Raw genomic sequence first — 24,001 nt, forward strand, 5'->3', positions numbered from 1 at the left:
ACGGAGTAGATTTTTTAGTAGTGAATTTTGGTTGTATTTTATTGATTTTAAAGGAGAGAAAAACATGAATAAAAGTTTAGTAACAAGCGTACTGCTGGCCATGATGCTGGCTGCTTGCTCAAGCAAGCCTGTAAAGAATGCCCCTGTTGTTGAAGACAAGAGCCCAGCACAAACTACCACCAGCCAAAGCTCTGACTCTGCTTCTACCAGCGGAGTACAGAACAGCAACCTGGCGGTTAACCCACTGACTGACCCAAACAACATCCTGTCCAAGCGCAGTGTTTACTTCGATTTCGACAAGGATGAAGTGAAGCCTGAGTACCGTGATCTGGTGAATGCCCATGCCAAGTACCTGGTTGAGCACCCAGATGCCAAGGTTATCCTGCAAGGCAATACCGACGAACGTGGTACCCGCGAGTACAACCTGGCCCTGGGTCAACGTCGTGCTGTTGCTGTCAAGCAAGTGCTGAACCTGCAAGGTGTTTCTGACAAGCAAATCGAAACAATCAGCTACGGCGAAGAAAAGCCACAAGCTGCTGGTTCCGACGAAGCTGCTTACAGCAAGAACCGTCGTGCTGACATCGTTTACCAAGGCGAGTAATTGACAATGCGTGGTTTGATAGTAGGTTTGGGACTGTTGATGGGTGTTTCTCAAGTGGCGCACGCTGCGCTGTTTGGGGATGATGAGGCACGCAGGAAAATTGCTGACCTTCAGCAACAGGTGCAAACCCAGAATCAAGCCACGCAAGCTGCGATAGATGAGTTGAAGAAAAATCAGCAGGCTCTGGAGCAACGTTACACCCAGAGCCTGACTGACATGCTGGGCAAGATTGATGCGCTCAATCAGCAGATCAGTCGTCTGCAAGGCCAATTGGAAGTGGCCAACCACAATATTGACATGACGCAACAGCGTCAAAAGGATTTATACGCAGACACCGATGGTCGTCTGCGCAAACTGGAGAGTGGGGCGCCAGCGGCGACTGCCGATGCAGCACAGCCTGCTTCAGGTGCCGTTACAGAGGCGCCAGCCAGTTCTTCGGAAGCCAAGGATCTGGATGCAGCCAATGCCTTGCTGCAGGCCAGCAAGTTCAAAGAGTCATTTGATGCCTATCAGAAGTTTCTGCAGGCATATCCCGCCAGCACTCACGCCGCAGACGCGATGTATGGCCTGGGATTCTCACAATTCTCTCTCAAGAATTACAAGGCTGCGATTGCTACGCAGCAGAAGCTTTTGAAGCAGTACCCGGACAGTGCCAAAGCGCCAGAAGCCAGCTTTAACATTGCCAATAGCCAGATTCAACTGGCGGATATTGATGGCGCCAAGAAGACCTTGCGCGACCTGATCAGCCAGTATCCCAAGAGCGATGTTATTCCTCGCGCACAAAGTCGTCTGAAGGTGCTGGAGTCCATCAAGCGCTAAACGCGCAGGCAATTCGCCAGAACTTGCCTAACTTCAAGTAAAATAACGTCTATTGATGGCCGACAACATTTTGTTGTCGGCTATTGTCCATTTATACGGCCATGAAACTTAGAATCCACGAAATCTTCCATTCGCTGCAAGGCGAGTCATCGCGCGTTGGCCTGCCCACAGTATTCGTGCGGCTGACAGGCTGCCCCATGCGCTGCGTTTATTGCGATACAGCCTATGCCTTTCATGGCGGCGGCAGTATGGAGATCGACGACATCCTGCAGAAGGTGGCCGAGTACGGTGCGCATTATGTGACGGTGACGGGGGGCGAGCCTCTGGCGCAACGTGATTGCCATGTGCTACTGACGCGGCTGTGCGATGCGGGTTACAGCGTGTCGCTTGAGACAGGTGGCGCGATGGATATCGCAAATGTTGATCCACGCGTTTCCGTCATCCTGGATATCAAAACTCCTGGTTCCGGCGAGCTGGAGAAGAATTTGTGGGGCAATCTTGCGCATCTCAAGGCGCAGGATGAGGTGAAGTTCGTGCTTTGCGATCATGCGGATTATCTCTGGGCCAAAGAGCTGCTGGATAAACAACCGCTGCATCGTACCTGCAGTGTGCTGTTTTCGCCGGTATACAGCCAGGTGAACCCGACAGAGCTGGCTGAGTGGATACTGGCTGACAAGTTGCCCGTGCGCATGCAAGTGCAGTTGCACAAGATATTGTGGGGCGAAAGGCCCGGAGTTTGATATGAGTAAAAAAGCGGTTGTGCTGTTATCCGGTGGACTGGATTCCGCCACTGTACTGGCGATTGCACGTAGCCAGGGCTATGAGTGTTATTGCCTGAGCCTGGATTACCATCAGCGGCATTCTGCCGAACTGCTGGCGGCCCAGCGTGTAGCCGAATGTCTGGGGGCGGCGGAGCACAAGACCGTGCAGCTGGATCTCTCCCTGTTTGGCGGGTCGGCTCTCACCGATAATCGCATTGATGTCCCGCAGTCTCCCACGGAAGGCATACCGGTGACCTATGTGCCAGCGCGCAATACCATCATGTTGTCATTGGCGCTTGCCTGGGCCGAGGTGTTGAAATCACGCGATATTTTCATTGGTGTGAATGCGCTGGACTACTCTGGCTATCCTGATTGCCGAGCCGAATATGTGCGGGCTTTTCAGTCTATGGCCAATCTGGCGACTAAGGCTGCTGTCGAGGGCGACACCATTACCGTGCATGCCCCGCTGATTGATTTGTCCAAAGCGGATATTGTGAAGCGCGGCAGTGCGTTAGGCTTTGATTACGGGATGACGGTTTCCTGCTATCAGGCCGATGAAGAAGGCAGGGCTTGCGGCAAGTGTGATTCATGCCGCTTCCGCCGCGATGGTTTTCTCGCGGCTGGCCTCGCGGACCCTACACGCTACCAGCCCGCATAGCAGGGGCTGACAGCGCAAGAATGCAGATAATCTGATATTCCCCTTGCCAAGCCCCTCATAAATAACGTAAAATCCGCGCCTTTCTGTGTCAATTAAAAGAGAACAACTATTATGGTGATCATTCGTCTCGCACGCGGTGGCGCGAAGAAATCCCCCTTTTACAGCGTAGTGGTAGCTGACTCGCGCAATCGTCGCGATGGTCGCTTCATTGAGCGTGTAGGTTTTTACAATCCTTTGGCTAAAGAAGGCCAAGAAGGCCTGCGCCTGAACGGTGAGCGTATTGCTCACTGGCAAAGCAATGGCGCACAATTGTCTGATTGCGTTGCACGTCTGGTAAAGCAATCTGCCAAAGCAGCTGCCTAAGCGGGGTGTCGCCTTTTAGCGGGCGATAATAACTGTGAAGGATATGGTCGTCATGGGGCGCGTTGTCGCCCCTTATGGCATTTATGGCTGGCTGAAAATTCAGCCTGATACCGAGACCATAGATAGCCTGTTCGATTACGATAACTGGTGGTTGGGGCGTGACCCCAAGTGGCAGGAATATCCGGTCGAAGCAGCGAAAGTGCATGGCAAGACCTTGCTGGTCAAGCTGGTCGGCATTGACGATCGTGATGCGGCATTTGCGGCCAAAGGCAAGCAGGTGTCAGTGCCGCGCGAGCAGTTGCCGGAAGCGGAAGAGGGCGAGTATTACTGGTCCGATTTGATTGGTTTGCGCGTCAGCAATTTGCAGCAGGTAGATTTTGGCACCGTGGTGGATGTATTCGAAACCGGTGCCAATGATGTGGTCGTGGTGAAAGATGATGCCGGACGTGAGCGTCTGGTGCCGTTTACCGCAGAAGCCGTGCCTGAGGTGAATGTTGAGGCAGGCACCATGCTGGTGGATTGGGATCCGGAGTTTTAATGTCGGTGCAGGAGCCTGCAGCCACACAATCCGCCACCAGGCAGTTTGACGTGGTCAGCCTTTTCCCGGAGATGTTTCAAGCTGTCAGTCAGTTTGGCATTACGGCAAGAGCGCTGGAGAAAGCCATTTATGCCCTGCATGTATGGAATCCGCGCGACTTCACCAGCGACAATTACCGGACAGTGGATGACCGGCCATACGGTGGTGGCCCTGGCATGGTGATGCTGGCCGAGCCGCTGGAAAAAACCATAAGTGCTGCCAAGGCCAGGCAAGAGAAAGCCGGAGTGGCAATGCCCAAGGTGATACACATGTCACCGCAAGGCAAGCCGCTTACCCATGCCGCAGTGATGCAGCTGGTGCAGGAGCCTGGCTTGATATTGCTGGCCAGTCGCTATGAAGGTGTAGACCAGCGCTTGCTTGACCGTGTGGTCGACGAAGAATATTCGATAGGCGATTATGTGCTATCGGGCGGTGAGTTACCCGCCATGGTGTTGATAGATGCGATTGTGCGCCAATTGCCCGGCAGTCTGGGTGATATGGATTCCGCACTGGAAGATTCATTTGTGGATGGCTTGCTGGATTGCCCCCATTACACCCGCCCGGAAGTATACGAAGGCGTGGCGGTGCCCGAGATTCTGATGTCCGGGCATCATGCAAAGATCAAGCGTTGGCGGCTCAAGCAGTCGCTGGCGCAAACAAGGGCTAAACGCCCGGATTTACTGGCCGAAAGGTCGTTGACGAAAGAGGAATCTCGGCTGCTGGCGGAGCTTGATGTTGAGCAAACGCTGAAGCAGGAACAAGAATCCTCATAATTAAAAGGAACTGAAAAATGGCAGACATTATCAAGTTGTTGGAACAGGAAGAAATTGCCCGTCTCGGCAAGAACATTCCTGAATTTGCACCAGGCGATACCGTGATCGTCGGTGTGAACGTGGTTGAAGGTACACGTAAGCGCGTACAGGCTTACGAAGGCGTTGTGATTGCCAAGCGCAATCGTGGCCTGAACTCTTCTTTCATCGTTCGCAAGATTTCTTCCGGTGAAGGCGTTGAGCGTACATTCCAGACTTACTCCCCACTGATCGCTTCTATCGAAGTGAAGCGCCGTGGTGACGTACGTCGCAGCAAGCTGTACTACTTGCGTGAGCGTTCAGGCAAGTCTGCACGTATCAAGGAAAAGCTCAAGCTGCGTGACAAGCCAGTTAGCGCTGAATAAATTTCAGCCTGAGCTGTCTGCAAAAAGCCCCGCAAGGGGCTTTTTGCTTTTTTGCGTAGCCCATGGCGAGCGAACTGGATGCGCCCTCAAGGATTGCGTTACCATAGCCTGATGAATTCCCAATCAAGTCCACGTGATTATGATGCCCTGATTGCCGCGCCGTTTGGCGCCATTGGCCTGCGCGTTCAGGATGACTTTGTGGTTGCCATCGAATTGTTGAGTGAGGCCAGCTCGACATATGCCGCGCCCACACCGTTTGTGCAGCATGCCGTGCATCAGCTGCAGCGGTATCTGCGAGATGCAAGGCTCGCGATCGATCTCCCCTATGTCACAGGTGGCACCTTGTTTCAGCAGCGCGTCTGGAAAGCCATTGCCGATATCCCCGCGGGAGCAGCCTTAAGCTACAGCCAGCTTGCCCAACGCGTCAGCTCTGGCCCCAGGGCCGTCGCTAACGTATGCGGGGCCAACAGGGTACCCTTGCTGGTTCCCTGCCATCGCGTGGTCGCCAAGAGCGGCCTGGGTGGCTTCATGCAGGGCAATCCGCATGGCCTTGCCATCAAGCAATGGCTGCTGGCGCATGAGGGCTTGGCATGAGTGCAGCGAATGCAGCACTGCTGGATAGCTTTGTGGATAATCTCTGGCTGGAGGATGGTCTGGCGAGAAATACCCTGGAAAGTTACCGGCGTGATCTTGCCCTGTTTGCTGACTGGCTATGGTCTGAACATGCGAAGTTGCTTAATCAGGCGGATCAGGGCGATCTTCAGCAGTATCTTGCCTTCCGCTTTCCAACCAGCAAGCCACGCAGTGTCAGCCGTCTGATTGCGAGCTTGCGGCGCTTTTATCGTTATGGCTTGCGGGAGGGGCAGATTAGCGTAGATCCCACGCTGCTGATTGATACGCCCAAGCTGCCGCGATCACTTCCAAAAAGCCTGAATGAGGACGAAGTGGTCGCCTTGTTGAACGCACCGGATATTGCACAGCCCATCGGGTTGCGTGACCGGGCCATGCTTGAAACCCTGTATGCCTGTGGCCTGCGTGTCTCTGAACTGGTGGGCTTGCGCTATACCGAGGTCAGCCTGAATGAGGGCGTGGTGCGCGTGACCGGTAAAGGCAGTAAGACCCGGCTTGTCCCATTGGGGGAGGAATCCGTCGACTGGTTGTTGCGATATGTGCGCGAAGGCCGGCCGCAGATTCTGCAGCAGCGCGTCTCGGATAGTCTTTTTGTGACGCAGCGCGGCGAGGCGATGACGCGCCAGGCATTCTGGTACCTGATCAAGCGCTATGCTTTGCAGGCTGGCATACACAAACCTTTGTCGCCCCACGTGTTGCGCCATGCCTTTGCCACGCATTTATTGAATCACGGGGCAGATTTGCGCGTGGTGCAAATGCTGCTGGGGCATTCGGATATTTCAACTACGCAAATTTATACGCATGTGGCGCGTGAGCGCCTGAAGCAGCTGCATGCCATGCACCACCCGCGTGGCTAGGGTGTGGTGATGTACTTCAGGTTCTACTCGCCGCTTGCATCCAGATAGTACCAATTGCCATTCAGCTTGATGAACCGGCTGATTTCATGCAGCTTTTCCGCTTTGCCGTTGATCTTGTAGCGCGCTTCAAACTCCACTATCGCGCTATCCCCCTGTACTTCATCACGCAAAATGCGCAGGCCTGTCCATTTGGTGGGCGCGTCTTCGCTTAAGCCAAGTCGCACCGGACGGGTGTCAGGATGCCAGGTTGCCAGCAGGTAATCTTCAAGCAGGAGAGCATAAGCCGCATAACGGGAGCGCATCAGCTCGGCAGGGGATTGCAGCTCACGGTTGCCGGTATGCCAGCGCTGGCAGCAAGCGGGGTAGTTCGCGGCACTGTGGCAAGGGCATGGCGCTGGCTTCATGGGCCCGGTGCACCCTGCGTTTTGGCATATGGAGCAGCCAGAGGTTCACCGATAAACAGCCCTTGTGCTGGCCATGCCACGCTTTTCCAGTAGCTTTCAATCAGGGTTTCGCCCTCAAGGTAATGTTTCATCACAATGCTGGGTGCCGGGAATTTCTGCCAGTAATTGCAGGGTTCGGACACTGTGCCATAGCTACCGGTAGCACCTGCATCCAGCCAACGCAGGCTGGACATCTGGGCTTTGCCCAGCAGATCGCCGCCACTGGATGTCAGGTGGTCGGCAATGGCGCCCGGCCTGAATGCCAGCGTATCCAGATGCGGCACGGAAATTTTGCCGGTGAAGTAAAACATCACATCTTTGCGGTCCTGAATGCTGTCTGCCTCTATGCGCTGAATGCTGAGCTGGCTGGCGGCAATCTGCATGGGTTTGGGGAACATGGGCACACGTGCATTGCGTGCCTGGTCCGAGGTCGTCAGTAGATAAGCGCTGCTGGGTAGCAGGCGGAAACTGCTGAACACGCCCCTGTCAATCAGGGCTTTTGCCTGCTCTACAGACTCGACTGGCAGCAACATGGTGGGGCGTATGCCAAGAGCAGTGTAAGGCTGGCTGATGGAGCTATTGAAATACGGACTCGGCTTGCCGGGGTCGCAGGTTTTTTTGCACTGCTCGGCGTCGTAGCCCAAGGTCATGGCAGAGGTAATGCTGTTGCATTCGACTGCATAAGGGGTGGTCCAGATCAGCACCATGGCTTGTATCTCCGGGCCAAGCCGCGGCAGGATGCTGCTGCGCAAACCGGCGAATTCCCAGGCGCTTAACTTGACCTTGCCGGTAGGCAGTTTCACCTTGACCAGGTTTTGCTGGGGAATCTGGCGCGCCTGCAGATAATACTCGCCCACCTCCACGCTGTTTGGGTCCGCTTCATTGACGATGACGGCAAGGTTGGCAGGTCCCAGTCGTGTGGGCGTGGACGCTGCGAGTGCGTTGAAGGATAGCAGGCAGCTGAGGCTGAACAGGGTGGCTATCTTGGCAAAGCGGGTGGATATCAACATGATGAAATATAAGGTTGAGCTTGAGCGTTGGGCTGGCTTAATACTATTTCGTTCGCTCGATGACAACACCCAGTGCTTTTAGTCCCGGCAAAATGCCTGGCTTGGCTACTTTGATCTTGACCCAGGGGGCGCCGAATTCATTCAGCACAATCTGACAGATATGCTCAGCCAGTGCCTCAACCAGTCTGAATGACCTCTCGCTCAGGGTTTCTCGTATGCGAGCGACTACCATGCCGTAGTCTATGGTGTCGTCGATTTCATCCGTCTGGCAAGAGCGGCTGTGCGGCATGGCGATTTCCAGATCCAGCACGATGGTCTGTGGCACCATGCGCTCCCACTCCGGCACGCCGAGGCGGGTTTGCACTTTGACTTCGCTCAAGAAAATCATGTCCATGCGGGGATATCCTTCATTGATCCAGGCTTGTTTCTGGTGATGCATGCCTTGCCACAGGCTATTGCATCAAGGTTTGCGTTCACGGCGGTGCGGTAATCCAGTATATTCCTGCTTTTGTGCGTGGTTCATGCGCACTGGCACCGTAAAAATTTCAGGAATTTTAAAGTATTTATGATGATTGATAGCGCTTTTATTCTGGCAGCCTATTTGCTGGGTTCCATTTCCTTTGGCATTGTCATCAGCAAGCTGTTTGGTTTGCCTGATCCGCGCACCGTTGGCTCCGGTAATCCGGGGGCGACCAATGTATTGCGCAGTGGCAAAAAGCTGGCAGCCCTGCTTACCTTGCTGGGCGATGCCGCCAAAGGCTGGCTGGCGGTGTTCATTGCGCAGCGTTGGGGATTTGACGCGGGTATGATTTGTCTTGTTGCGCTGGCCGTATTCATCGGCCATCTTTATCCCGTGTATTACGGCTTCAAGGGCGGCAAAGGCGTAGCAACGGCACTGGGCGTGCTGCTGGCATTTTCGGGCTGGCTGGGGTTGGCGGTGCTGCTGACTTGGGCGCTGGTGTTTGCCATCTGGCGATATTCTTCCCTGGCAGCTTTGGTGGCAGCGTCGATGGCACCGCTATATGCATGGTATTTGTTGCCCAGTGAGAGTTATGTGTGGACAGCGCTGGTGCTGGCACTGCTGCTGATCTGGCGCCATCGCAGCAATATCAGCAAGCTGCTGGCGGGGACCGAAGCAGGCTTCGGCAAAAAATAAGCCCTGAAACTCAGGCTGGACGCTGCAGGCTGGCCAGGTCCCAGCGGGGGCGCACGCTGAAGCTATGGTCGCCCGCAGTCTCGTGCTGCATGCGCATGGCACCTGCGAAGGCAATCATGGCGCCGTTGTCAGTGCAGAACTCCAGGCGTGGGTAGTGCACATGGCATAAACGTCGTTTGGTAGCGCGGTTGAGTTTTTCGCGCAGTTGCCTGTTGGCGCCTACGCCACCAGAAACCACCAGTTGATCCAGCCCGGTCTCGCGCAAAGCGGCCATGCATTTGGCGGTCAACACTTCCGTGACGGCTTCCTGAAACTCCAGCGCAATATCTGCCTTGGTCTGTTCATCTAATATACCGTCTGCATCGCTGTGGTCATTCACCAGCGTCAATACCGCGGTTTTAAGTCCGCTGAAGCTGAAGTTAAGATCGCCACTGTTCAGCATGGGGCGTGGCAGTTTGAAACGTACGGGCGTGCCAAGGTCGGCCAGGCGCGATACTGCCGGGCCGCCGGGGTAACTCAAGCCCAGCAGTTTGGCGGTTTTGTCGAAAGCTTCGCCGGCGGCATCATCCAGCGTATCACCCAGCAAGGTGTAATCGCCTATGCCGCCTACGCGCATCAATTGCGTGTGGCCGCCAGAAACTAGCAAGGCTACAAACGGAAATGCAGGTGGATTGGCTTCCAGCAATGGCGCCAGCAAATGCCCTTCAAGGTGATGCACCCCCACGGTGGGCACATTCAGGGTGAACGCCAGTGATTCTGCAATGCTGGTGCCGACCAGAAGCGCGCCAGCCAAGCCTGGGCCTTGCGTGTACGCAATCCCACCAATATCTGCCAGCGTCAGTTTGGCCTCATCCAGCACGCGCTGTATGAGGGGCAGGGTGCGACGCACATGGTCGCGCGATGCCAGCTCTGGCACCACGCCGCCGTATTCGGCATGCATATCTATCTGCGAGTGCAGCGCATGAGCCAACAGGCCTTGTTCCTGGTCATACAGGGCAATGCCGGTTTCGTCGCAGGAGGATTCAATGCCGAGAATAATCATAGTGAGCTGGGCTTGCAGTGCGCTGGGATAAGGGGCTGAGTGGGGCAAAAATACAATATAACGATTGATAAAACCGTAATGTGCCGCTAGAATAGCAGACTTTTTCGCCCTTTCTCAAGGAAAGTGATCTAATGTCCAGCGTACGTGTTAAAGAAAACGAGCCGTTTGACGTGGCTCTCCGCCGCTTCAAGCGCATGATTGAAAAAACTGGTCTGTTGACCGACTTGCGTGCTCGCGAGTTCTACGAGAAGCCTACCTGGGAGCGCAAGCGTAAGGCTGCTGCTGCTGTTAAGCGTCACTATCGTCGTATTCGCAACCAGACTCTGGCACCTAAGCTCTACTAAGATTCGTTAGCCGTATATTCGGCTGTGAGTTTTGTAGTGTGCTGTGAAACGTTGCTTGTACTGGTTTTATAGGGAGTGCCTGTTGTGTCGTTGAAGGTTCGCATTAGCGAGGATATGAAGTCGGCTATGCGTGCCAAAGACAGCGCGCGACTGGGTGCCATTCGTCTGTTGCAGGCTGCTATCAAGCAGCGCGAAGTGGATGAACGCATCGAGCTCGATGACATGCAAGTCATCGAGGCGATTGAAAAGATGCTGAAGCAGCGTCGCGACTCCATTTCCCAGTACGAGGCAGCCAATCGGCATGACCTGGCAGATGTCGAGAAGTTTGAAGTAAGCGTGTTGCAAGAGTATCTGCCACAAGCGCTGACCGAAGACGAGATCAAGGCGATACTTGAGCAGGTGGTGGCTGAAACATCCGCATCTGGCATCAAGGATATGGGCAAGGTAATGGCCGCGGTTAAACCGCTGGTTGTAGGCCGCGCCGACATGGGCAAGATATCCGGGGTGATCAAATCCAGATTAAGCGCCTGACCCTGACAGCTTGGTAATTTAAAAAAGGAGCTTTGGCTCCTTTTTTGCTTTTAATGGAATGGGTTTAGGCTATGATTTCTGCATTACGGTTTTTGGGTGCTGATCGTCTTTAAATGATTCCTGAGTCGTTTATCCAAGAGTTGCTCAATCGCGTTGATATCGTCGATGTCATTGACCGTAGTGTCCCGCTGAAAAAAGCCGGGGCCAACTATTCTGCCTGCTGCCCCTTTCATAACGAAAAATCACCCTCATTTACGGTAAGTCCCACCAAACAGTTTTATCACTGTTTTGGTTGTGGAGCGCACGGCTCCGCCATCGGTTTTGTGATGGAATATCAAGGTCTCAGCTTTGTAGAAGCGATTAACGAGCTGGCCAAGCAAGTGGGGATGATCGTGCCGCAAGAGACGCGCGAGCGCGATGCGGATGCCCCCCAGAAAAAAGCTGTGCCCGGCATGGTGGAAGCCATGCAGCAGGCCGTGTTGTATTACCGGGGCGAGCTCAAGAAATCCCAGCGCGCCATTGAGTATTTGAAAGGGCGCGGCTTGAGCGGTCAGATTGCCGCCCGTTTTCAGATGGGGTATGCCCCCTCTGGCTGGCAAAACCTGCAGGAAGTATTCAGCGATTACCAGGACGATGTGTTGAAGTCCATCGGCCTGGTCATTGAAAACGAACAGGGGCGGCGCTATGACCGTTTTCGGGATCGCGTCATGTTCCCCATTCACGATCAAAAAGGCCAGGTGATTGGCTTTGGCGGTCGCGTGCTGGGCACGGAAGGTAATGATGATGGGCCCAAATACCTGAATTCTCCCGAAACTCCTTTGTTTCAGAAGGGTCAGGAGTTATATGGCCTGTTTCTGGCCCGCCGTGCGATTCGCGATGCAGGGCGTGTGCTGGTGGTGGAAGGCTATATGGACGTGGTTGCGCTGGCGCAATACGGCATTGAGTATGCCGTTGCCGCTCTGGGCACCGCCACTACGCCGGTTCACATCACCAAGCTCATGCGGCAGACGGACGAAATCGTGTTTTGTTTTGATGGTGATGCCGCCGGCCGTAAAGCTGCCTGGCGGGCTGCCATGAATGCCTTGCCAGCGCTGACGGATGGCTTGCGATTAAGCTTCCTGTTTTTGCCAGCCGAGCATGACCCGGACAGCTATGTGCGTGAATACGGCAAGGAAGCGTTTGAGGCGGCCATGCAAACCGCATTGCCCTTGTCGCAATATCTCATACAACATTTGAGTGAAGATAACGGCCTGCAGTCGCAGGAGGACAAGGTGCGCTTTTTGAATGAGGCAGAACCCATTCTGGCGCAGATACAGGCACCGCGGCTTGCACTGTTATTGCGCAAACGCGTGGCCGAGTTGGCCGGGCTTTCGGATGAAGAAATGCGCAGCATGATTCGCTTGCCTGAGGTGCAGCGCCCCCGCCGTAGCCAGCCGCGGCAGACGCGCAGCACGCTCTCATTGCAGCGCCGTTTTGTATTGATGGTGCTGATGCAACCCGCGCTGGTCAGTCCCGATGACTTGGCATGGGTTCTGCATGAGAGTGAAGAAGATGCCCTGGTAAAACACGCGCTGGAAGCTGCGGTAGCCTACCCAAGCGCCAAGCCTGCGGGCTTGTTGCTGCAATTGCAAAATCGGGTGGATGCCAGGCTGATGCGCGAGCTGGAGCGCGAGATTCATTTACTGGATGAGCAAGTCGATTACTCTCTTGAATTTGAGGGCGCGCGCAAGCAATTAAGGGATATGTACGCCGAGCGGCAAGGAAAAACTCTACTGGCGCGCATGCAGGAAAAGAAAATCAGCGATATGACCGAGCAGGAAAAGGCATTGCTGAAAGCGATGGTAGGCGCGACTAAAAATAGGTCGTGATTTAAGGTATAATGCCGGGTTTTTCCGTAACCGCATTTAACAGGTTTAATGGATTTGAGGTCAAGCATGGCTAATGAGCAAAACGATAAGGTCAACGATAAAGTAGAAACGCAGATCAGCGATGCTGATATACGTCGTACACGGCTTAAGTCGCTGATCGTTCTGGGTAAAGAACGCGGCTACCTGACTTACGCTGAAATCAATGACCACTTGCCGGACGACGTTCAGGACTCTGAACAGATCGACGGCATTATCGGCATGATTAACGATATGGGTATTCAGGTGTACGAAGAAACACCTGATGCCGAAGCACTGCTGATGTCGGATGCTCCACCGCCAGTGGCCGATGAAGATGCCGTGGAAGAAGCTGAACAGGCCCTTTCTACTGTAGATTCCGAGTTTGGCCGCACCACGGACCCTGTGCGTATGTACATGCGCGAAATGGGTACGGTAGACCTGCTCACGCGTGAAGGCGAAATCGAGATCGCCAAGCGCATTGAAGATGGCCTCAAGCATATGGTGCAGGCAATTGCCGCCTGTCCTACCACCATTGCCGAATTGCTGGCCATGGTGGAAAAAGTTGAAAAAGACGAACTCAGTGTTGATGATCTGGTAGATGGTCTGATTGACTCTGACGTCGGCCTGGAAGAAGACATCCCGGTAGAAGCCGCTGAAGCCGAAGAAGAAGAGCCTGAGGACGATGAAGAAGACGACGGCGACGAAGACGGCGCCAAGGCCGCTGCCATCTCCGCTGAGGCGCTGGCCAAGCTGAAGGAAGAAGTGCTCACCCGCTTCGCCGTTATCCGTCAATCACACCAGAAAATGACGGTCATCCTGCAAGAGCGCGGCTCTCAGGATAAAGAATATCAAGCCCTGCAAAACGCCATTCTGGAAGAGCTGACCGCATTCCGCTTCTCCGCCAAGCAAGTTGAAGCCCTGTGTGACCAGGTGCGCAACATGGTGGAAGAAATCCGCGGCCACGAACGCAAGATCATGGAATTCTGCGTCGATAAATCCGGCATGCCACGTGCGCACTTCATCAAGGTATTCCCTGGCAATGAAGGCAATCTGGACTGGCTGGCAGGCGAGCTCACCGTTAACAAGCCATACGTTGAGCGGCTGGAGCGCTTCAAGCACTCCATCGTGGATCAGCAGCAACGCCTGCTGGACCTGCAAGACCGCGTGGGTATCCCCATCAAGGAGCTCAAGGAAATCAACAAGCAGATGTCCACCGGCGAAGCCCGTGCACGTCGTGCCAAGCGCGAGATGATCGAGGCCAACCTGCGTCTTGTGATCTCCATCGCCAAGAAATACACCAACCGTGGTTTGCAATTCCTCGATCTGATTCAGGAAGGCAACATCGGCCTCATGAAGGCCGTGGACAAATTTGAATATCGCCGTGGCTACAAGTTCTCTACGTACGCCACCTGGTGGATTCGTCAGGCCATTACGCGCTCGATCGCTGACCAGGCCCGTACCATCCGTATTCCGGTGCACATGATCGAAACCATCAACAAGATGAACCGCATCAGCCGTCAGATTCTGCAGGAAACCGGTCTGGAACCAGACCCAGCCACCCTGGCAGAAAAGATGGAAATGCCGGAAGACAAGATTCGCAAGATCCTCAAGATTTCCAAGGAGCCTATCTCCATGGAAACCCCGATCGGCGATGACGATGACTCCCATCTTGGCGACTTTATCGAAGACATGACCACGCTCGCCCCGGTAGACGCTGCTGTCTATGCCAGCCTGCGCGAAGCCACCAAGGAAGTGCTGGAATCCCTCACCGCGAGAGAAGCCAAGGTACTGCGCATGCGCTTCGGGATTGAGATGAACACCGACCACACGCTGGAAGAAGTCGGCAAGCAATTCGACGTCACCCGCGAGCGTATCCGTCAGATCGAAGCCAAAGCCCTGCGCAAGCTGCGCCACCCAACGCGCTCCGAGCGCCTGCGCAGCTTCCTCGAAACTGGCAACGACTAAACGCCTAAGTTACAGGGCCTCTAGCTCATGCCTGGTTAGAGCAGCGGACTCATAATCCGTTGGTGCTCGGTTCGACTCCGAGGAGGCCCACCAAAATAAACAAGGGGTTACGTGAAAACGTAACCCCTTTTTATTTTGTACTTTGTCAAAAAAGTACAAATTCAGTACAGTAACGAATCGTGACTTGCATAGAAAAAGCAAAAGATGGCAACGATTGTTAAAACTGAATCTGGCACCTGGAAAGCCTTGGTTCGCAAAACTGGCTGGCCAACCACATCAAAAACGTTTCGTACGAAACGTGATGCAGAAGACTGGGGGAGACGTACTGAGGATGAAATGGTCAGGGGAGTTTTCATTCAACGTACCCCATCTGAAAAAATGTCGATTCAGGAGGCATTGCAGCGCTATGAGCGTGAAGTATCGCCAACAAAGAAAGCATCTACCCAAAAGCGAGAAGATTTACGGATCAAGCTCCTCAAAGAAAAGTTTGGCCAATATTCCTTGGCTGCACTGACTCCGGATATTGTTGCTGATTACAGGGATCAGCGGCTCGCAGCCGGCAAGTCAAATAATACCGTTAGGCTTGAGTTAGCACTGTTAGGCCACCTTTATTCGACCGCTATCAAGGAATGGCATATCGCTTTACCTTCAAACCCTGTAGCCAATATTAGAAAACCTAGCCCGGGTGAAGGGCGGAACGTTCGACTAAATCAAAAGGATCAGCAACGCCTGTTAACAGAATTACAAACGCACTCTAATCCAATGCTTGCTTGGATTTTTCAGATTGCGGTTGAGACTGGTATGAGGCAGGGGGAGATTCTCAATCTGAAAACCTATCAGGTTGATGTTGAGCGACGTATTGTTTCGCTGTTTGACACAAAAAATGGCATGCCCCGGACGGTACCTTTGACTAGATTGGCAGCGCAAGTTTTTAAAGAAGCGCTAGGAAATCCTACAAGACCGAGTGATTGTCCACTGATTTTTTTTGGTGAGCCAGGCAAAGACAAAAAACGATCCCCCTATCAATTTAATAAGGTCTGGATGGATGTTAAAAAGAGCATCGGTCTTGGGAATTTGCATTTCCATGACCTACGACATGAAGCTGTCAGCCGTTTAGTCGAGGCTGGATTAAGTGATCAGGAAGTGGCCTCGATCAGCGGACACAAATCAATGCAGATGCTGCGTAGATACACTCACCTTAGAGCCGAAGACTTGGTAACCAAGCTCGATAAGATCAGCGATGGTAAGTGAAGTTAATTGAAACTATTGTATCAATTTAATTATTTATGGTAATTTATAGACATGAATGCACGTCAAGCAAATAGGTATGCTAAGGCAGCTTTGGGTCACCAAGTCCCATTGATGCAAGTGCTATACGTTGTGTCGACGGTGTTGTTTTTTGGTTTGTTATTCACTGGCTTGTCGCCAGAAACTTCTTTGCTTATTTATGGGGTGGTAATTGGCCTCTGTGGTGCCTTCAGTCAGGTCAACCATGAGGCAGCCCATGCTTATACCTCCATAGCAGAGGCTATAACTGAGGCGAAGTCATTCGCTTCATATCTATTCAAGCTACTTCAGATTTTCTCGAAAAATTCAGCATTACTTTTATCCTCTTTTCCTAAAGTAAATCTGAATCTGATTTTCTCTGTAGCGCAGCCTGTACCAGCTGCCCCCCTCGCGTTCCGCTCTTAAAAATCCTTAATTAATCGACATTTCGCACCCCTCAAAGGGAACGTATTCACTTGCGCGCTAGCGCTATAGATTAAGTAAGGATTTCACATGCAATCTCAGACAACTACTGAGTCGTTACTCATCAGCACCTATGGGCCAGTGATGACCCTTCCTGATTTGGCTGAGTGTTTTAATCGGTCCATTAATGGCCTTCGTGTGAGCCTCTCACGAGATAACGAGACTTCAAGGCTCTTGCGGAAAGCCAGATTCAAGATGGGCCGCCGTTGTTACTTTCGCACGGAAGCAATCGCTCAAGTTATTAATCAGCTTTCTCAAGAGGGGGCTTGAACATGACTGTGATAACGATTTTTCCAGTTAATCGAGCCGTTAAAAAAGAGAAATTGCACACAAGCTTAAGGGGCCAATCATGAGTATCGTGAAGTTGGCCAAATTTGACTCAGGGTTTGAGTTATTGGCTCGCGAGACATTGCAAGACTCCAGGCTGTCTCTTAGTGCTCTAGGCGGGTTGGTAAGAATGTTATCTCTGCCCAATGATTGGGAAATTCGGATCGGGCCACTTGAAAGAGAAATTCTTCACGTAGGGCCTGATTTAAGAAAGCGCCTTTTCAAAGAGCTAATAGACGCTGGATATATCAAGCGCAGCCAATCTCGAAACTTGAACGGGACATGGGATTGGCATTTCACGGTATTTCCGACTTCCGCTTTAAAAGCTAATGAACCGAATGAGGGTGAAAGCTTCCAGGAAGATCATAAATCCACCGGGGGAGAGGCCATGGATGGAAAAACCATCGATGGCTTATCCATCGATGAAAAATGCATCGATATACATAAAACAGACTTACTTAATACAGACTTACTTAATACAGACTTACATAAACCACAACTACAAAAACCTCCCCAACCAACCTCCTTGTCCGAGCTGGCTTTTTTTTATAGTTTTCCAGAGGCAATACGGGCGCAGGTTTTACTCATGCTGGATGGACTTGATTTTGAGCTTGCTCAGCTACTGCTGGATGAGCTGTCTGGCATGGCGCTTAGTAAACGTATAAAGGTGTCGCCGATTTCAGTCTTAAAAGGGTTGCTGAATAGTCATCATCAAGGAAAATTTACTCCAAACCTTGCTTTAGAAGTGCAATCAAAGCGTGAGCAGCGGATAGCCGAGCAGGCAAAATCAAAACAAAACCTCAAGAAGAAACCTTCTACCGAAGCGCGGTGTGAGCCGAGGCGTAAGGAGCGGGAAGCCATGAGGGCCGCGCTAAGGAGGGACGCAAAATGACCTCTCCAGTGCTATCGGTTTATTTGGGAAACGCCTTACGCTCGCAGTGGGATGCCCACTGCAAGTCTCAAAATGTACGGTCATCAACGGCATTGAAAGAGGTCGTTGTTTATCTTCTCAGTAAAAATAACCGCCCACAAAATTTTCAAGAAATCATCAGCACTCCTGACACCACTAAAGTCAGGCTGGAACTAAGGTTGAGTGCCAGTGAATATGAAGCTACTAAGGTATTAGCTGACGTGACGGGAGCCAACGTTAACCGGTACGTGGCTAATTTGTTACGGAGTCATCTGACGCAAGCCCCACAGTTTCACCAGCGAGAGCTAGATGCAGTTACTCAATCAAATGCTCAGCTAATGAAGATCGGCTCCAATCTGAATCAAATTGCCAGAGCGATCAACCGTAATCCCTTAGAAACTGACTTCGCTAGAGTTGACCTGATGAGGGATGTCAGCAGCCATATCAAGGACCATACACGTTCTATTGCCATGCTTATCCAGGCTAATTTGCAACGCTGGAAGGTGAAATGACCATGGCTCATATTGAACATCCAGTAGTCATTGATGGGGTGGTCCTCAAGGAAATTGGCGATCGCCTATTTTATGAAGCAGTGAAACCGAGAAAACAAACGCCACGGAGGACCATGACAGGGTTTTTCGGTTGCCCGAGCATCAGCCCGTCAAGAGGGACGTCCATTACATCCAGAGAAAGCTTGTTTTCACAGTCCGTAGAGCCCCTGAAGTGATGGTCAAAATAAGTGGAGGGCCGAAAGGTATGGCACATATCAAAGCGCATCTTGAGTACATCTCGCGTAATGGGCAACTCAAGCTTGAATCGGAAGACGGCGCAATTTGGGGCGGCAAGGATGAGCTAAAAGACCTGCAGGACCAGTGGCGCTATGGCGGCTATCCGATCGTCGAAGATACTTCCAAACAGGCTTTCAACGTGATTCTCTCCATGCAACCTGGAACGGATCGAGCTGCCGTAACTTCAGCTGCAAGAGAGTTTGCTAAGGCTCAATTCTCCGAGAATCATAGCTACGTATTTGCAACGCATGACGACGAAAAGCACCCTCACGTGCATTTATGCGTAAAAGCCATGGGTCATGATGGAACCCGCCTTAATCCTCGCAAGGCCGATCTCCAGCAGTGGCGCGAGCTATTCGCAGAGAAGTTGCGTGAGTTTGGTATTGAAGCGAATGCAACCAGGCGTCCGGTCAGAGGTGTCACCAAGCGTCCCAGAAAACAGGCAGTTGTGCATCTCGAGAAAAGAGGTTTGATGTCTCTGCAACGGGAAGCTTTGATACAGGCCGCCACTGCATTCATCCGGAGTGGCAACCCAATCTCCAATCCACTTAGCGCAAAAATTCTTCGCACAAGGCAATTTGTGGTGGCTAGCTGGAACGCTATTGGCCATGCCCTGCAGGCACAAAGGGAAAGCAAACTGTCAGCAGAGGTAAAAGCATTTGTAGAGGCCCTGCCTCCAGCCGAGAGCGTAGGCGAGCGTTTGGAGCAGCAATTGCGAGCGCAGATCAATAACCAGAAGCAAAAAGACAAGGGAGTGGACAGATGAGATTAATAACTATCAATGAGTTGATGAGGGGTGGCGTGCCTGTTGGAATGGAACTGATTGGCATACAAACCCAATTGGGAGTGCGGCTTGTCGCAAAAAATAAAAAACGATCCGTTTATGTGATGGATGGTGATTCGGCCCCTGCGTTATTCAAAGGTGAGTCCTTTGTCGAGTTTATGAGGATGGTGCCAGGGGTAGATCAGCTGGTCGTGATGTTGCATCCCAAAATTCGAACGGGGAGTACGAAATGAAGCTGAATTTATATATTGCCATCTTGGCTGCAGTGGTTTTGAGCGCTTGCGGTAAGGAGCCCATAGTCGATCAGGTGGATGTGGACAAGATCGCTACATGTGCATTTGGCAAGGATGGAAATAAACAGATAGCCGCTTGTAGTCAGCTGAATGCTACTGAGAAAAGAATCATGGCATGTGCCTCGCCCAAAGGCGTGTCTCGGCGAGTTGCTTGCAAGGGTCTGTCTGCTGAATAGCTGCACTTTATTCCCCAGCTGGATGCGTTGAAGCCTGTGGGGACGCACTTTGATTTCACCATCCGGCAACCAGGCAAGTAAATTCCATTTTGGGATAGGAGTAGATTATGACCAATATTTTCGAGGTGCTTGGTGCAACGTTAGAGAGCGCAACCCAGCACTATGCAAGTCAGCACTCGGCCGCATTGGCGCTGGCCATTTTCCCGTATGTTTCAAGTGGCATCCTGGTCTGGCTCACAATCATGGGCTTCCAGACCATCTCGGGAAGGCTGCAGGCGCCATTTATCAATGTTGTCGAGCGATGCGGCGCCATCACTTTTCTTGCAGCCATTGCTTTTGGCTCATCGATATACCAGGTCGAAATCCTGAACGATTTTGACGCGCTGCAAAATGCACTTTTAAGTGCGGTCTCCGGGCTTGAAACCACCCCATATAAAGCGGCTGATGCTGCATTGCAAAGAGGGTTAGATTTGGCAACGGAGTTTTCCCATGAGACCTCCATTACGGGGTTAGAGACCTTTTATGGCTGGGCAGTGGGTTCGCTGATTATCTATGGCGGAACCGTCATCCTAACTACTATGGCGGCTGGATCAATCATGATTGCAAAAGCAAGTCTTGCTATTGCACTGGCCTTTGGACAGATCGCCATTGCTTGCGCCATGTTCCCAGCTACCCGCAAAATTTTCGATGCATTTATAACGACGGTTCTCAACCGAATTGTCTACATCCTTGTTATCTCCATGGTGCTGGGCTTTGCTTTAGATATCTTCAGCGCGGTCGCGGCAGGTTATACAGACGCAGCCCAACCACTGGCCTTTGCCTGGGAGTTGCTCATTGCTGTGGTTGTCTGTGGATTGTTAATCTGGAGCGCAGGATCACTTGCATCCGAGTTGGCGGGAGGTGTGGCGCTAGCCGTAAGCAATCCCATCATGGCTGCTGCTCGAATGGCAGGCTACCCAGCCACTTCAGCAATGAGATACCTCAACGGTCAGTCTTCTCGAACAAATGCCGTCACCGGTCAGCAAGAGTGTGCGAGTCGTGCATCTCATATTGCGAGGGGTAATACAGCCCTCAATCCAGCATATAGGCAGAAGGCAGCCATGAATATGCAAAATGGATGGGGCCCATCCTCTGGAGGGGAAGCCAAACCTATGACGTCGAGCCAATCCAATGTTGAACGCATTAAAGCGATGGCTAAAAAACGTGATGACATCATGAAAAAGTGAGGAGTACGGCATGTTGCAAGCGATACAAGAATTTGGAATTTTTCTCGACAGCTGTTTGAACTATGTGGTCTCTGCTGTGGTTTTTTCATGTGCCTTATGGATAATCGTGAGCCATTTCTGGGTATATCGAAGGGGAGGTCTTGCGGGAGTGTTCCGCTGGTATAGGCATACGAAACACATCTGCGGGTTCAACGATGCTGCTTATTCTTCGGCTATTTTAGGCTTGTCTGCAGTTGTCTTAACCGTGAACATTTATACGCCATCATTCTTCGCGGTAACAACGGGCCTTTTGCTGAACGTCATGCTTTTTTTTGCATTAAGCATATTGGTTGGTGAAAGACGTAAGCATTGGAAAGTCTTGAAATCCAGTGCGTGCGAGGTCATCCTGCGGCCATACCAATAATCTCTCTCAAGGCGCGTTGATAATATCAACGCTTTTCACAAAGCATTTATTAAGGATGGACTTATGACCGAAAAAATCGATGTGGCATCTCTTAGAGATGTTAACCCTGCAAAATATATCACTGACAAAGAGGACTTTAAGGCATACCTTGATGTATTAGAGGAGGAGGGGGAGCTTGGAGCGCTTAGCGAAGGGTTGCTGATATTATTCCAAGCTAAAGGCGCTCTAACCGTTGCAGAAGCTTTGGGCGTAGATGTCCGTGAGGTCTGGGATGCTCAGCAACAGCCCGTAGAGCATCAGCAATTATTGCTTCGCATTATAGAATTACTGAAGAAGGGGTGACTATCAATGGCCGGCTTAAAGAACCCTCATCGGGGCAGCGGTTTCGATGCGTTCCTGAAAAAGGAGGGCATATATGAAGAAGTCACTAAACGAGCTTTAACAAGGGTTGCAGTTATGCAGCAAGCTATTAGTGCCCAATCGACGCAGATCCATCATGTCCAAGAAAACAAGAAATCAAAAACATGACGCCAAGAAATTGATTGATGCTTTGCCAGTAGTTGTTACGCAGGCAAAGCTTAAAAAACGTTCTACGTTAGGAGATTTGCTGATGCACTGTGATCCCCAGTCCCCTGCACCCGTTTTATCTGGCTGGGATGGGCTAGATAGCCCGCTGGTCGGAGATGAGTTGATTTGAGTAATTTACAACGCAGCAATATCGTCAGTACGCCGACACACACCACGCAATGCAAGCTTGCTGATTTGCTCTCGGTGTTACAGCTAAAAAAATAAGCACTCTGCTACGATGATAAACCTGCTGGTAAAGAGGCTCAGGGAAATGGAGCGTCGATCTGAAGGGGTGCGTCTTCAATCCTACGCTTGGAAAAGTTGATCAAAGCAAACAGTCTTCTGACAGGACATTTTTTGGGAATTAAATGTAGGTCAGGTCGGTTCATCAAAATACATAGATACACTCGGGGAGAGTTATGTTGGGATTCATATGGTCAAGGGGGGTTGTCTTAGCATGTTTGATAGTACCTATGGAATCAAATGCAGCGGATTTGATGCAAATTTACGATCTTGCCATCAAGAATGACCCTGTTCTCTCTTCAGCGTTTCATGAGAACCAAGCTGTTCAGGAGCGGCTTGAACAAGGAAAGGCGCTCTTTCGGCCATCTGTCAGCCTTACTGGAACTACTAATCGATCTGAAACGAATATCGAGTACGTAGGCTCCGGTAATGTGTATCGAAATAATGGACACGAGTCTTTTGATAGCTATGGGTATAGCGTAAATATCAATCAGCCCGTTTTCCGGAAACAGATAAGCGCTCAGTACGAACAAGCTAAATCTCAAGTGCGGCAAGCGGACGCTCAGCTAGTAATAGCTCGTCAAGATCTTATTGTTCGAACATCTCAGGCTTATTTTGATGTTTTGTTTGCCCAGGACACGATAGACCTGATTCAGGCTCAGAAGTCAGCAATCACCCAGCAGCTAGATTTTGCAAAGGCAAACTTTGAAGCTGGTGTGGCCACTGTGACAGATGTATATGAAGCGGAAGCCAAATATGACTTGGTGAAAGCGCAGGAGATTTCAGCTAATAATCAATTGCAGGTGAAGCAACGTGCTTTACAGTCAATCATTAAACAAGCACCTCCCCGGTTGAATATAGTCGCTACTATGGATGCTACCCAAATGCCTGTACCCGGCAACCTTGATGAATGGCTCGCGATTACCGAACAAAACAATCTCAATCTCATCGTAAAGCAGCGAAGTGTGGATATTGCGGCGCAGGAAGTGGAAAAGCAGAGAGCGGCTCATCTTCCGACGCTGGATGCTGTGGCAAGTTACTCAGATAATCGAGCGAATGGAGGGGTTAACGGATTTGGTAATAATCTGCAGAATGCAACGGTGGGCTTCCAGTTGCAGCTCCCCATCTATCAAGGGGGAAGTGTGAATTCTCGTGTGCGTGAAGCGGTTGCAAATAAGATGAAGTCTGAGGACGATCTGGAAGAAACGAGAAGAAAGGTTATGTTGGATACTAGTCAGTCATACCTTGATTTGATGAGCAGCCTTTCCCAGATAACGGCTTACGAAAAGGCGCTAGAGTCGGGGCAAAGTCAGGTCGAAGCAACCACCAAGGGGTATCAGGTCGGATTAAGGACAACGGTCGACATCCTTAATGCGCAGCAACAATTGTTCAGCGCAAAAAGAGATTTGCTTCAGGCCAAATATGCTTATTTGGTCAATACCTTGAAATTGAAATTCTCCGCTGGCTTGCTGACAGAGCAGGATCTTCGAGCATTAAATAAAGCTGTCCAACCCTAACGCTGGGGGTATTTTCTTCTTGTTTGTTATCACGAGGAGTAGTCGAGTTAAGTAGGCTTAGTTTTAATGTTTAGGCCTAGGTGTCTTTTAACATCTGGAGCATGGGCCGCGGAAGGCTTTAGCTGGCTCTCAGGAGCAATTAAATCCTTTTGGTAGTCAAAATAAATGTGTGTCGGGAAAACCTCCCGGCAGAAAACATTT

Annotated in this window: 30 protein-coding genes and 1 tRNA gene; 27 read left to right on the forward strand and 4 right to left on the reverse strand. The window is 51.6% G+C overall.

Annotation, left to right across the window (positions count from 1 at the left end; all coding sequences use genetic code 11):
• Positions 1-64 precede the first annotated feature (64 nt).
• The 10 genes from pal (at position 65) to xerD (ending at position 6,440) form a co-directional block, all read left to right on the forward strand.
• Positions 65-601: a peptidoglycan-associated lipoprotein Pal gene (pal, locus tag ACWWD9_RS02550; RefSeq protein WP_159355023.1), complete on the forward strand. Its 537-nt coding sequence runs from the start codon at positions 65-67 to the stop codon at positions 599-601.
• A gap of 6 nt (positions 602-607) precedes the next feature.
• A complete protein-coding gene (gene ybgF / locus ACWWD9_RS02555) occupies positions 608-1,420 on the forward strand; it encodes a tol-pal system protein YbgF (RefSeq protein ID WP_455867626.1) in 813 nt (270 codons plus the stop codon).
• Positions 1,421-1,521: 101 nt separating this feature from the next.
• Positions 1,522-2,160: a 7-carboxy-7-deazaguanine synthase QueE gene (gene queE / locus ACWWD9_RS02560; protein WP_455867627.1), complete on the forward strand. Its 639-nt coding sequence runs from the start codon at positions 1,522-1,524 to the stop codon at positions 2,158-2,160.
• A gap of 1 nt (position 2,161) precedes the next feature.
• On the forward strand, positions 2,162-2,839 hold the full coding sequence (gene queC, locus ACWWD9_RS02565) for a 7-cyano-7-deazaguanine synthase QueC (RefSeq protein WP_455867628.1): 678 nt from the start codon (positions 2,162-2,164) through the stop codon (positions 2,837-2,839).
• 111 nt (positions 2,840-2,950) lie between these two features.
• Positions 2,951-3,202 carry a 30S ribosomal protein S16 gene (gene rpsP, locus ACWWD9_RS02570; RefSeq protein ID WP_013443098.1) on the forward strand — a complete coding sequence of 84 codons (252 nt, stop codon included), beginning with the start codon at positions 2,951-2,953 and terminating at the stop codon, positions 3,200-3,202.
• Between the two features lie 52 nt (positions 3,203-3,254).
• Positions 3,255-3,740: a ribosome maturation factor RimM gene (gene rimM, locus ACWWD9_RS02575; protein WP_013443097.1), complete on the forward strand. Its 486-nt coding sequence runs from the start codon at positions 3,255-3,257 to the stop codon at positions 3,738-3,740.
• Positions 3,740-4,552, forward strand: coding sequence for a tRNA (guanosine(37)-N1)-methyltransferase TrmD (gene trmD / locus ACWWD9_RS02580; protein WP_013443096.1), 813 nt, complete (start codon positions 3,740-3,742; stop codon positions 4,550-4,552). The genes rimM and trmD overlap by 1 nt, the downstream gene beginning before the upstream one ends.
• A gap of 17 nt (positions 4,553-4,569) precedes the next feature.
• Complete coding sequence (gene rplS / locus ACWWD9_RS02585; RefSeq protein WP_013443095.1) at positions 4,570-4,953, forward strand: 50S ribosomal protein L19; 384 nt, start codon at positions 4,570-4,572, stop codon at positions 4,951-4,953.
• A 111-nt stretch (positions 4,954-5,064) separates the two neighbouring features.
• On the forward strand, positions 5,065-5,547 hold the full coding sequence (locus ACWWD9_RS02590; protein WP_455867629.1) for a methylated-DNA--[protein]-cysteine S-methyltransferase: 483 nt from the start codon (positions 5,065-5,067) through the stop codon (positions 5,545-5,547).
• Complete coding sequence (gene xerD, locus ACWWD9_RS02595; protein WP_455867630.1) at positions 5,544-6,440, forward strand: site-specific tyrosine recombinase XerD; 897 nt, start codon at positions 5,544-5,546, stop codon at positions 6,438-6,440. Before ACWWD9_RS02590 ends, xerD begins: the two co-directional genes overlap by 4 nt.
• A 23-nt stretch (positions 6,441-6,463) precedes the next feature.
• Here the strand turns inward: xerD and ACWWD9_RS02600 are convergent, their stop codons facing one another.
• Genes ACWWD9_RS02600 through folB form a run of 3 tightly spaced genes read right to left on the reverse strand, consistent with a single transcriptional unit; the run spans position 6,464 to position 8,287 of the window.
• Positions 6,464-6,844, reverse strand: a complete 381-nt coding sequence (locus ACWWD9_RS02600) for a YchJ family protein (RefSeq protein ID WP_455867631.1) — start codon at positions 6,842-6,844, stop codon at positions 6,464-6,466.
• Positions 6,841-7,893, reverse strand: coding sequence for a TIGR03790 family protein (locus ACWWD9_RS02605; protein ID WP_455867632.1), 1,053 nt, complete (start codon positions 7,891-7,893; stop codon positions 6,841-6,843). Before ACWWD9_RS02605 ends, ACWWD9_RS02600 begins: the two co-directional genes overlap by 4 nt.
• 43 nt (positions 7,894-7,936) lie before the next feature.
• The gene (folB, locus tag ACWWD9_RS02610) at positions 7,937-8,287 is read right to left on the reverse strand and encodes a dihydroneopterin aldolase (protein ID WP_455867633.1); all 351 of its coding nucleotides are present in this window, start codon (positions 8,285-8,287) and stop codon (positions 7,937-7,939) included.
• A 171-nt stretch (positions 8,288-8,458) separates the two neighbouring features.
• Here folB and plsY point away from each other — a divergent pair, with 171 nt between their 5' ends.
• Complete coding sequence (gene plsY, locus ACWWD9_RS02615) at positions 8,459-9,049, forward strand: glycerol-3-phosphate 1-O-acyltransferase PlsY (RefSeq protein ID WP_159355031.1); 591 nt, start codon at positions 8,459-8,461, stop codon at positions 9,047-9,049.
• Between the two features lie 10 nt (positions 9,050-9,059).
• Here the strand turns inward: plsY and tsaD are convergent, their stop codons facing one another.
• Positions 9,060-10,091 (reverse strand): tRNA (adenosine(37)-N6)-threonylcarbamoyltransferase complex transferase subunit TsaD, encoded by a 1,032-nt coding sequence (tsaD, locus tag ACWWD9_RS02620; RefSeq protein WP_455867634.1) that lies wholly within the window; start codon positions 10,089-10,091, stop codon positions 9,060-9,062.
• Between the two features lie 131 nt (positions 10,092-10,222).
• On the opposite strand from tsaD, the gene rpsU reads away from it, so the two are divergent.
• From rpsU to ACWWD9_RS02700, 16 genes are all read left to right on the forward strand, one after another.
• Positions 10,223-10,435 (forward strand): 30S ribosomal protein S21, encoded by a 213-nt coding sequence (gene rpsU / locus ACWWD9_RS02625; protein ID WP_013443087.1) that lies wholly within the window; start codon positions 10,223-10,225, stop codon positions 10,433-10,435.
• Positions 10,436-10,519: 84 nt separating this feature from the next.
• Positions 10,520-10,966, forward strand: a complete 447-nt coding sequence (locus ACWWD9_RS02630) for a GatB/YqeY domain-containing protein (RefSeq protein WP_455867635.1) — start codon at positions 10,520-10,522, stop codon at positions 10,964-10,966.
• Positions 10,967-11,079: 113 nt separating this feature from the next.
• A complete protein-coding gene (gene dnaG / locus ACWWD9_RS02635) occupies positions 11,080-12,834 on the forward strand; it encodes a DNA primase (protein WP_455867636.1) in 1,755 nt (584 codons plus the stop codon).
• Between the two features lie 66 nt (positions 12,835-12,900).
• On the forward strand, positions 12,901-14,817 hold the full coding sequence (rpoD, locus tag ACWWD9_RS02640; RefSeq protein WP_013443084.1) for an RNA polymerase sigma factor RpoD: 1,917 nt from the start codon (positions 12,901-12,903) through the stop codon (positions 14,815-14,817).
• A gap of 14 nt (positions 14,818-14,831) precedes the next feature.
• Positions 14,832-14,910, forward strand: a tRNA-Ile gene (locus tag ACWWD9_RS02645).
• Positions 14,911-15,021: 111 nt separating this feature from the next.
• Positions 15,022-16,068: a tyrosine-type recombinase/integrase gene (locus ACWWD9_RS02650; RefSeq protein WP_455867637.1), complete on the forward strand. Its 1,047-nt coding sequence runs from the start codon at positions 15,022-15,024 to the stop codon at positions 16,066-16,068.
• Between the two features lie 51 nt (positions 16,069-16,119).
• Complete coding sequence (locus tag ACWWD9_RS02655; RefSeq protein WP_455867638.1) at positions 16,120-16,509, forward strand: hypothetical protein; 390 nt, start codon at positions 16,120-16,122, stop codon at positions 16,507-16,509.
• A 406-nt stretch (positions 16,510-16,915) separates the two neighbouring features.
• A complete protein-coding gene (locus tag ACWWD9_RS02660; protein WP_455867639.1) occupies positions 16,916-17,785 on the forward strand; it encodes a hypothetical protein in 870 nt (289 codons plus the stop codon).
• A complete protein-coding gene (gene mobC / locus ACWWD9_RS02665; RefSeq protein ID WP_455867640.1) occupies positions 17,782-18,315 on the forward strand; it encodes a plasmid mobilization relaxosome protein MobC in 534 nt (177 codons plus the stop codon). The genes ACWWD9_RS02660 and mobC overlap by 4 nt, the downstream gene beginning before the upstream one ends.
• Positions 18,316-18,559: 244 nt before the next feature.
• Positions 18,560-19,357: a relaxase/mobilization nuclease domain-containing protein gene (locus ACWWD9_RS02670; protein WP_455867641.1), complete on the forward strand. Its 798-nt coding sequence runs from the start codon at positions 18,560-18,562 to the stop codon at positions 19,355-19,357.
• A gap of 247 nt (positions 19,358-19,604) precedes the next feature.
• Positions 19,605-19,844 (forward strand): hypothetical protein, encoded by a 240-nt coding sequence (locus ACWWD9_RS02675; protein ID WP_455867642.1) that lies wholly within the window; start codon positions 19,605-19,607, stop codon positions 19,842-19,844.
• Positions 19,845-19,951: 107 nt separating this feature from the next.
• Positions 19,952-21,070: a type IV secretion system protein gene (locus ACWWD9_RS02680; protein ID WP_455867643.1), complete on the forward strand. Its 1,119-nt coding sequence runs from the start codon at positions 19,952-19,954 to the stop codon at positions 21,068-21,070.
• Between the two features lie 10 nt (positions 21,071-21,080).
• Entirely contained in the window at positions 21,081-21,473 is a 393-nt protein-coding gene (locus ACWWD9_RS02685) for a hypothetical protein (protein ID WP_230344891.1), read from the forward strand.
• A gap of 63 nt (positions 21,474-21,536) precedes the next feature.
• Positions 21,537-21,815, forward strand: coding sequence for a hypothetical protein (locus ACWWD9_RS02690; protein ID WP_455867644.1), 279 nt, complete (start codon positions 21,537-21,539; stop codon positions 21,813-21,815).
• 154 nt (positions 21,816-21,969) lie between these two features.
• Positions 21,970-22,170, forward strand: a complete 201-nt coding sequence (locus tag ACWWD9_RS02695; protein WP_455867645.1) for a hypothetical protein — start codon at positions 21,970-21,972, stop codon at positions 22,168-22,170.
• Between the two features lie 343 nt (positions 22,171-22,513).
• Positions 22,514-23,800 (forward strand): TolC family outer membrane protein, encoded by a 1,287-nt coding sequence (locus ACWWD9_RS02700; protein WP_455867646.1) that lies wholly within the window; start codon positions 22,514-22,516, stop codon positions 23,798-23,800.
• The last annotated feature ends 201 nt before the right edge of the window (positions 23,801-24,001 follow it).

Source organism: Methylovorus sp. SPW-M1 (assembly GCF_053848825.1).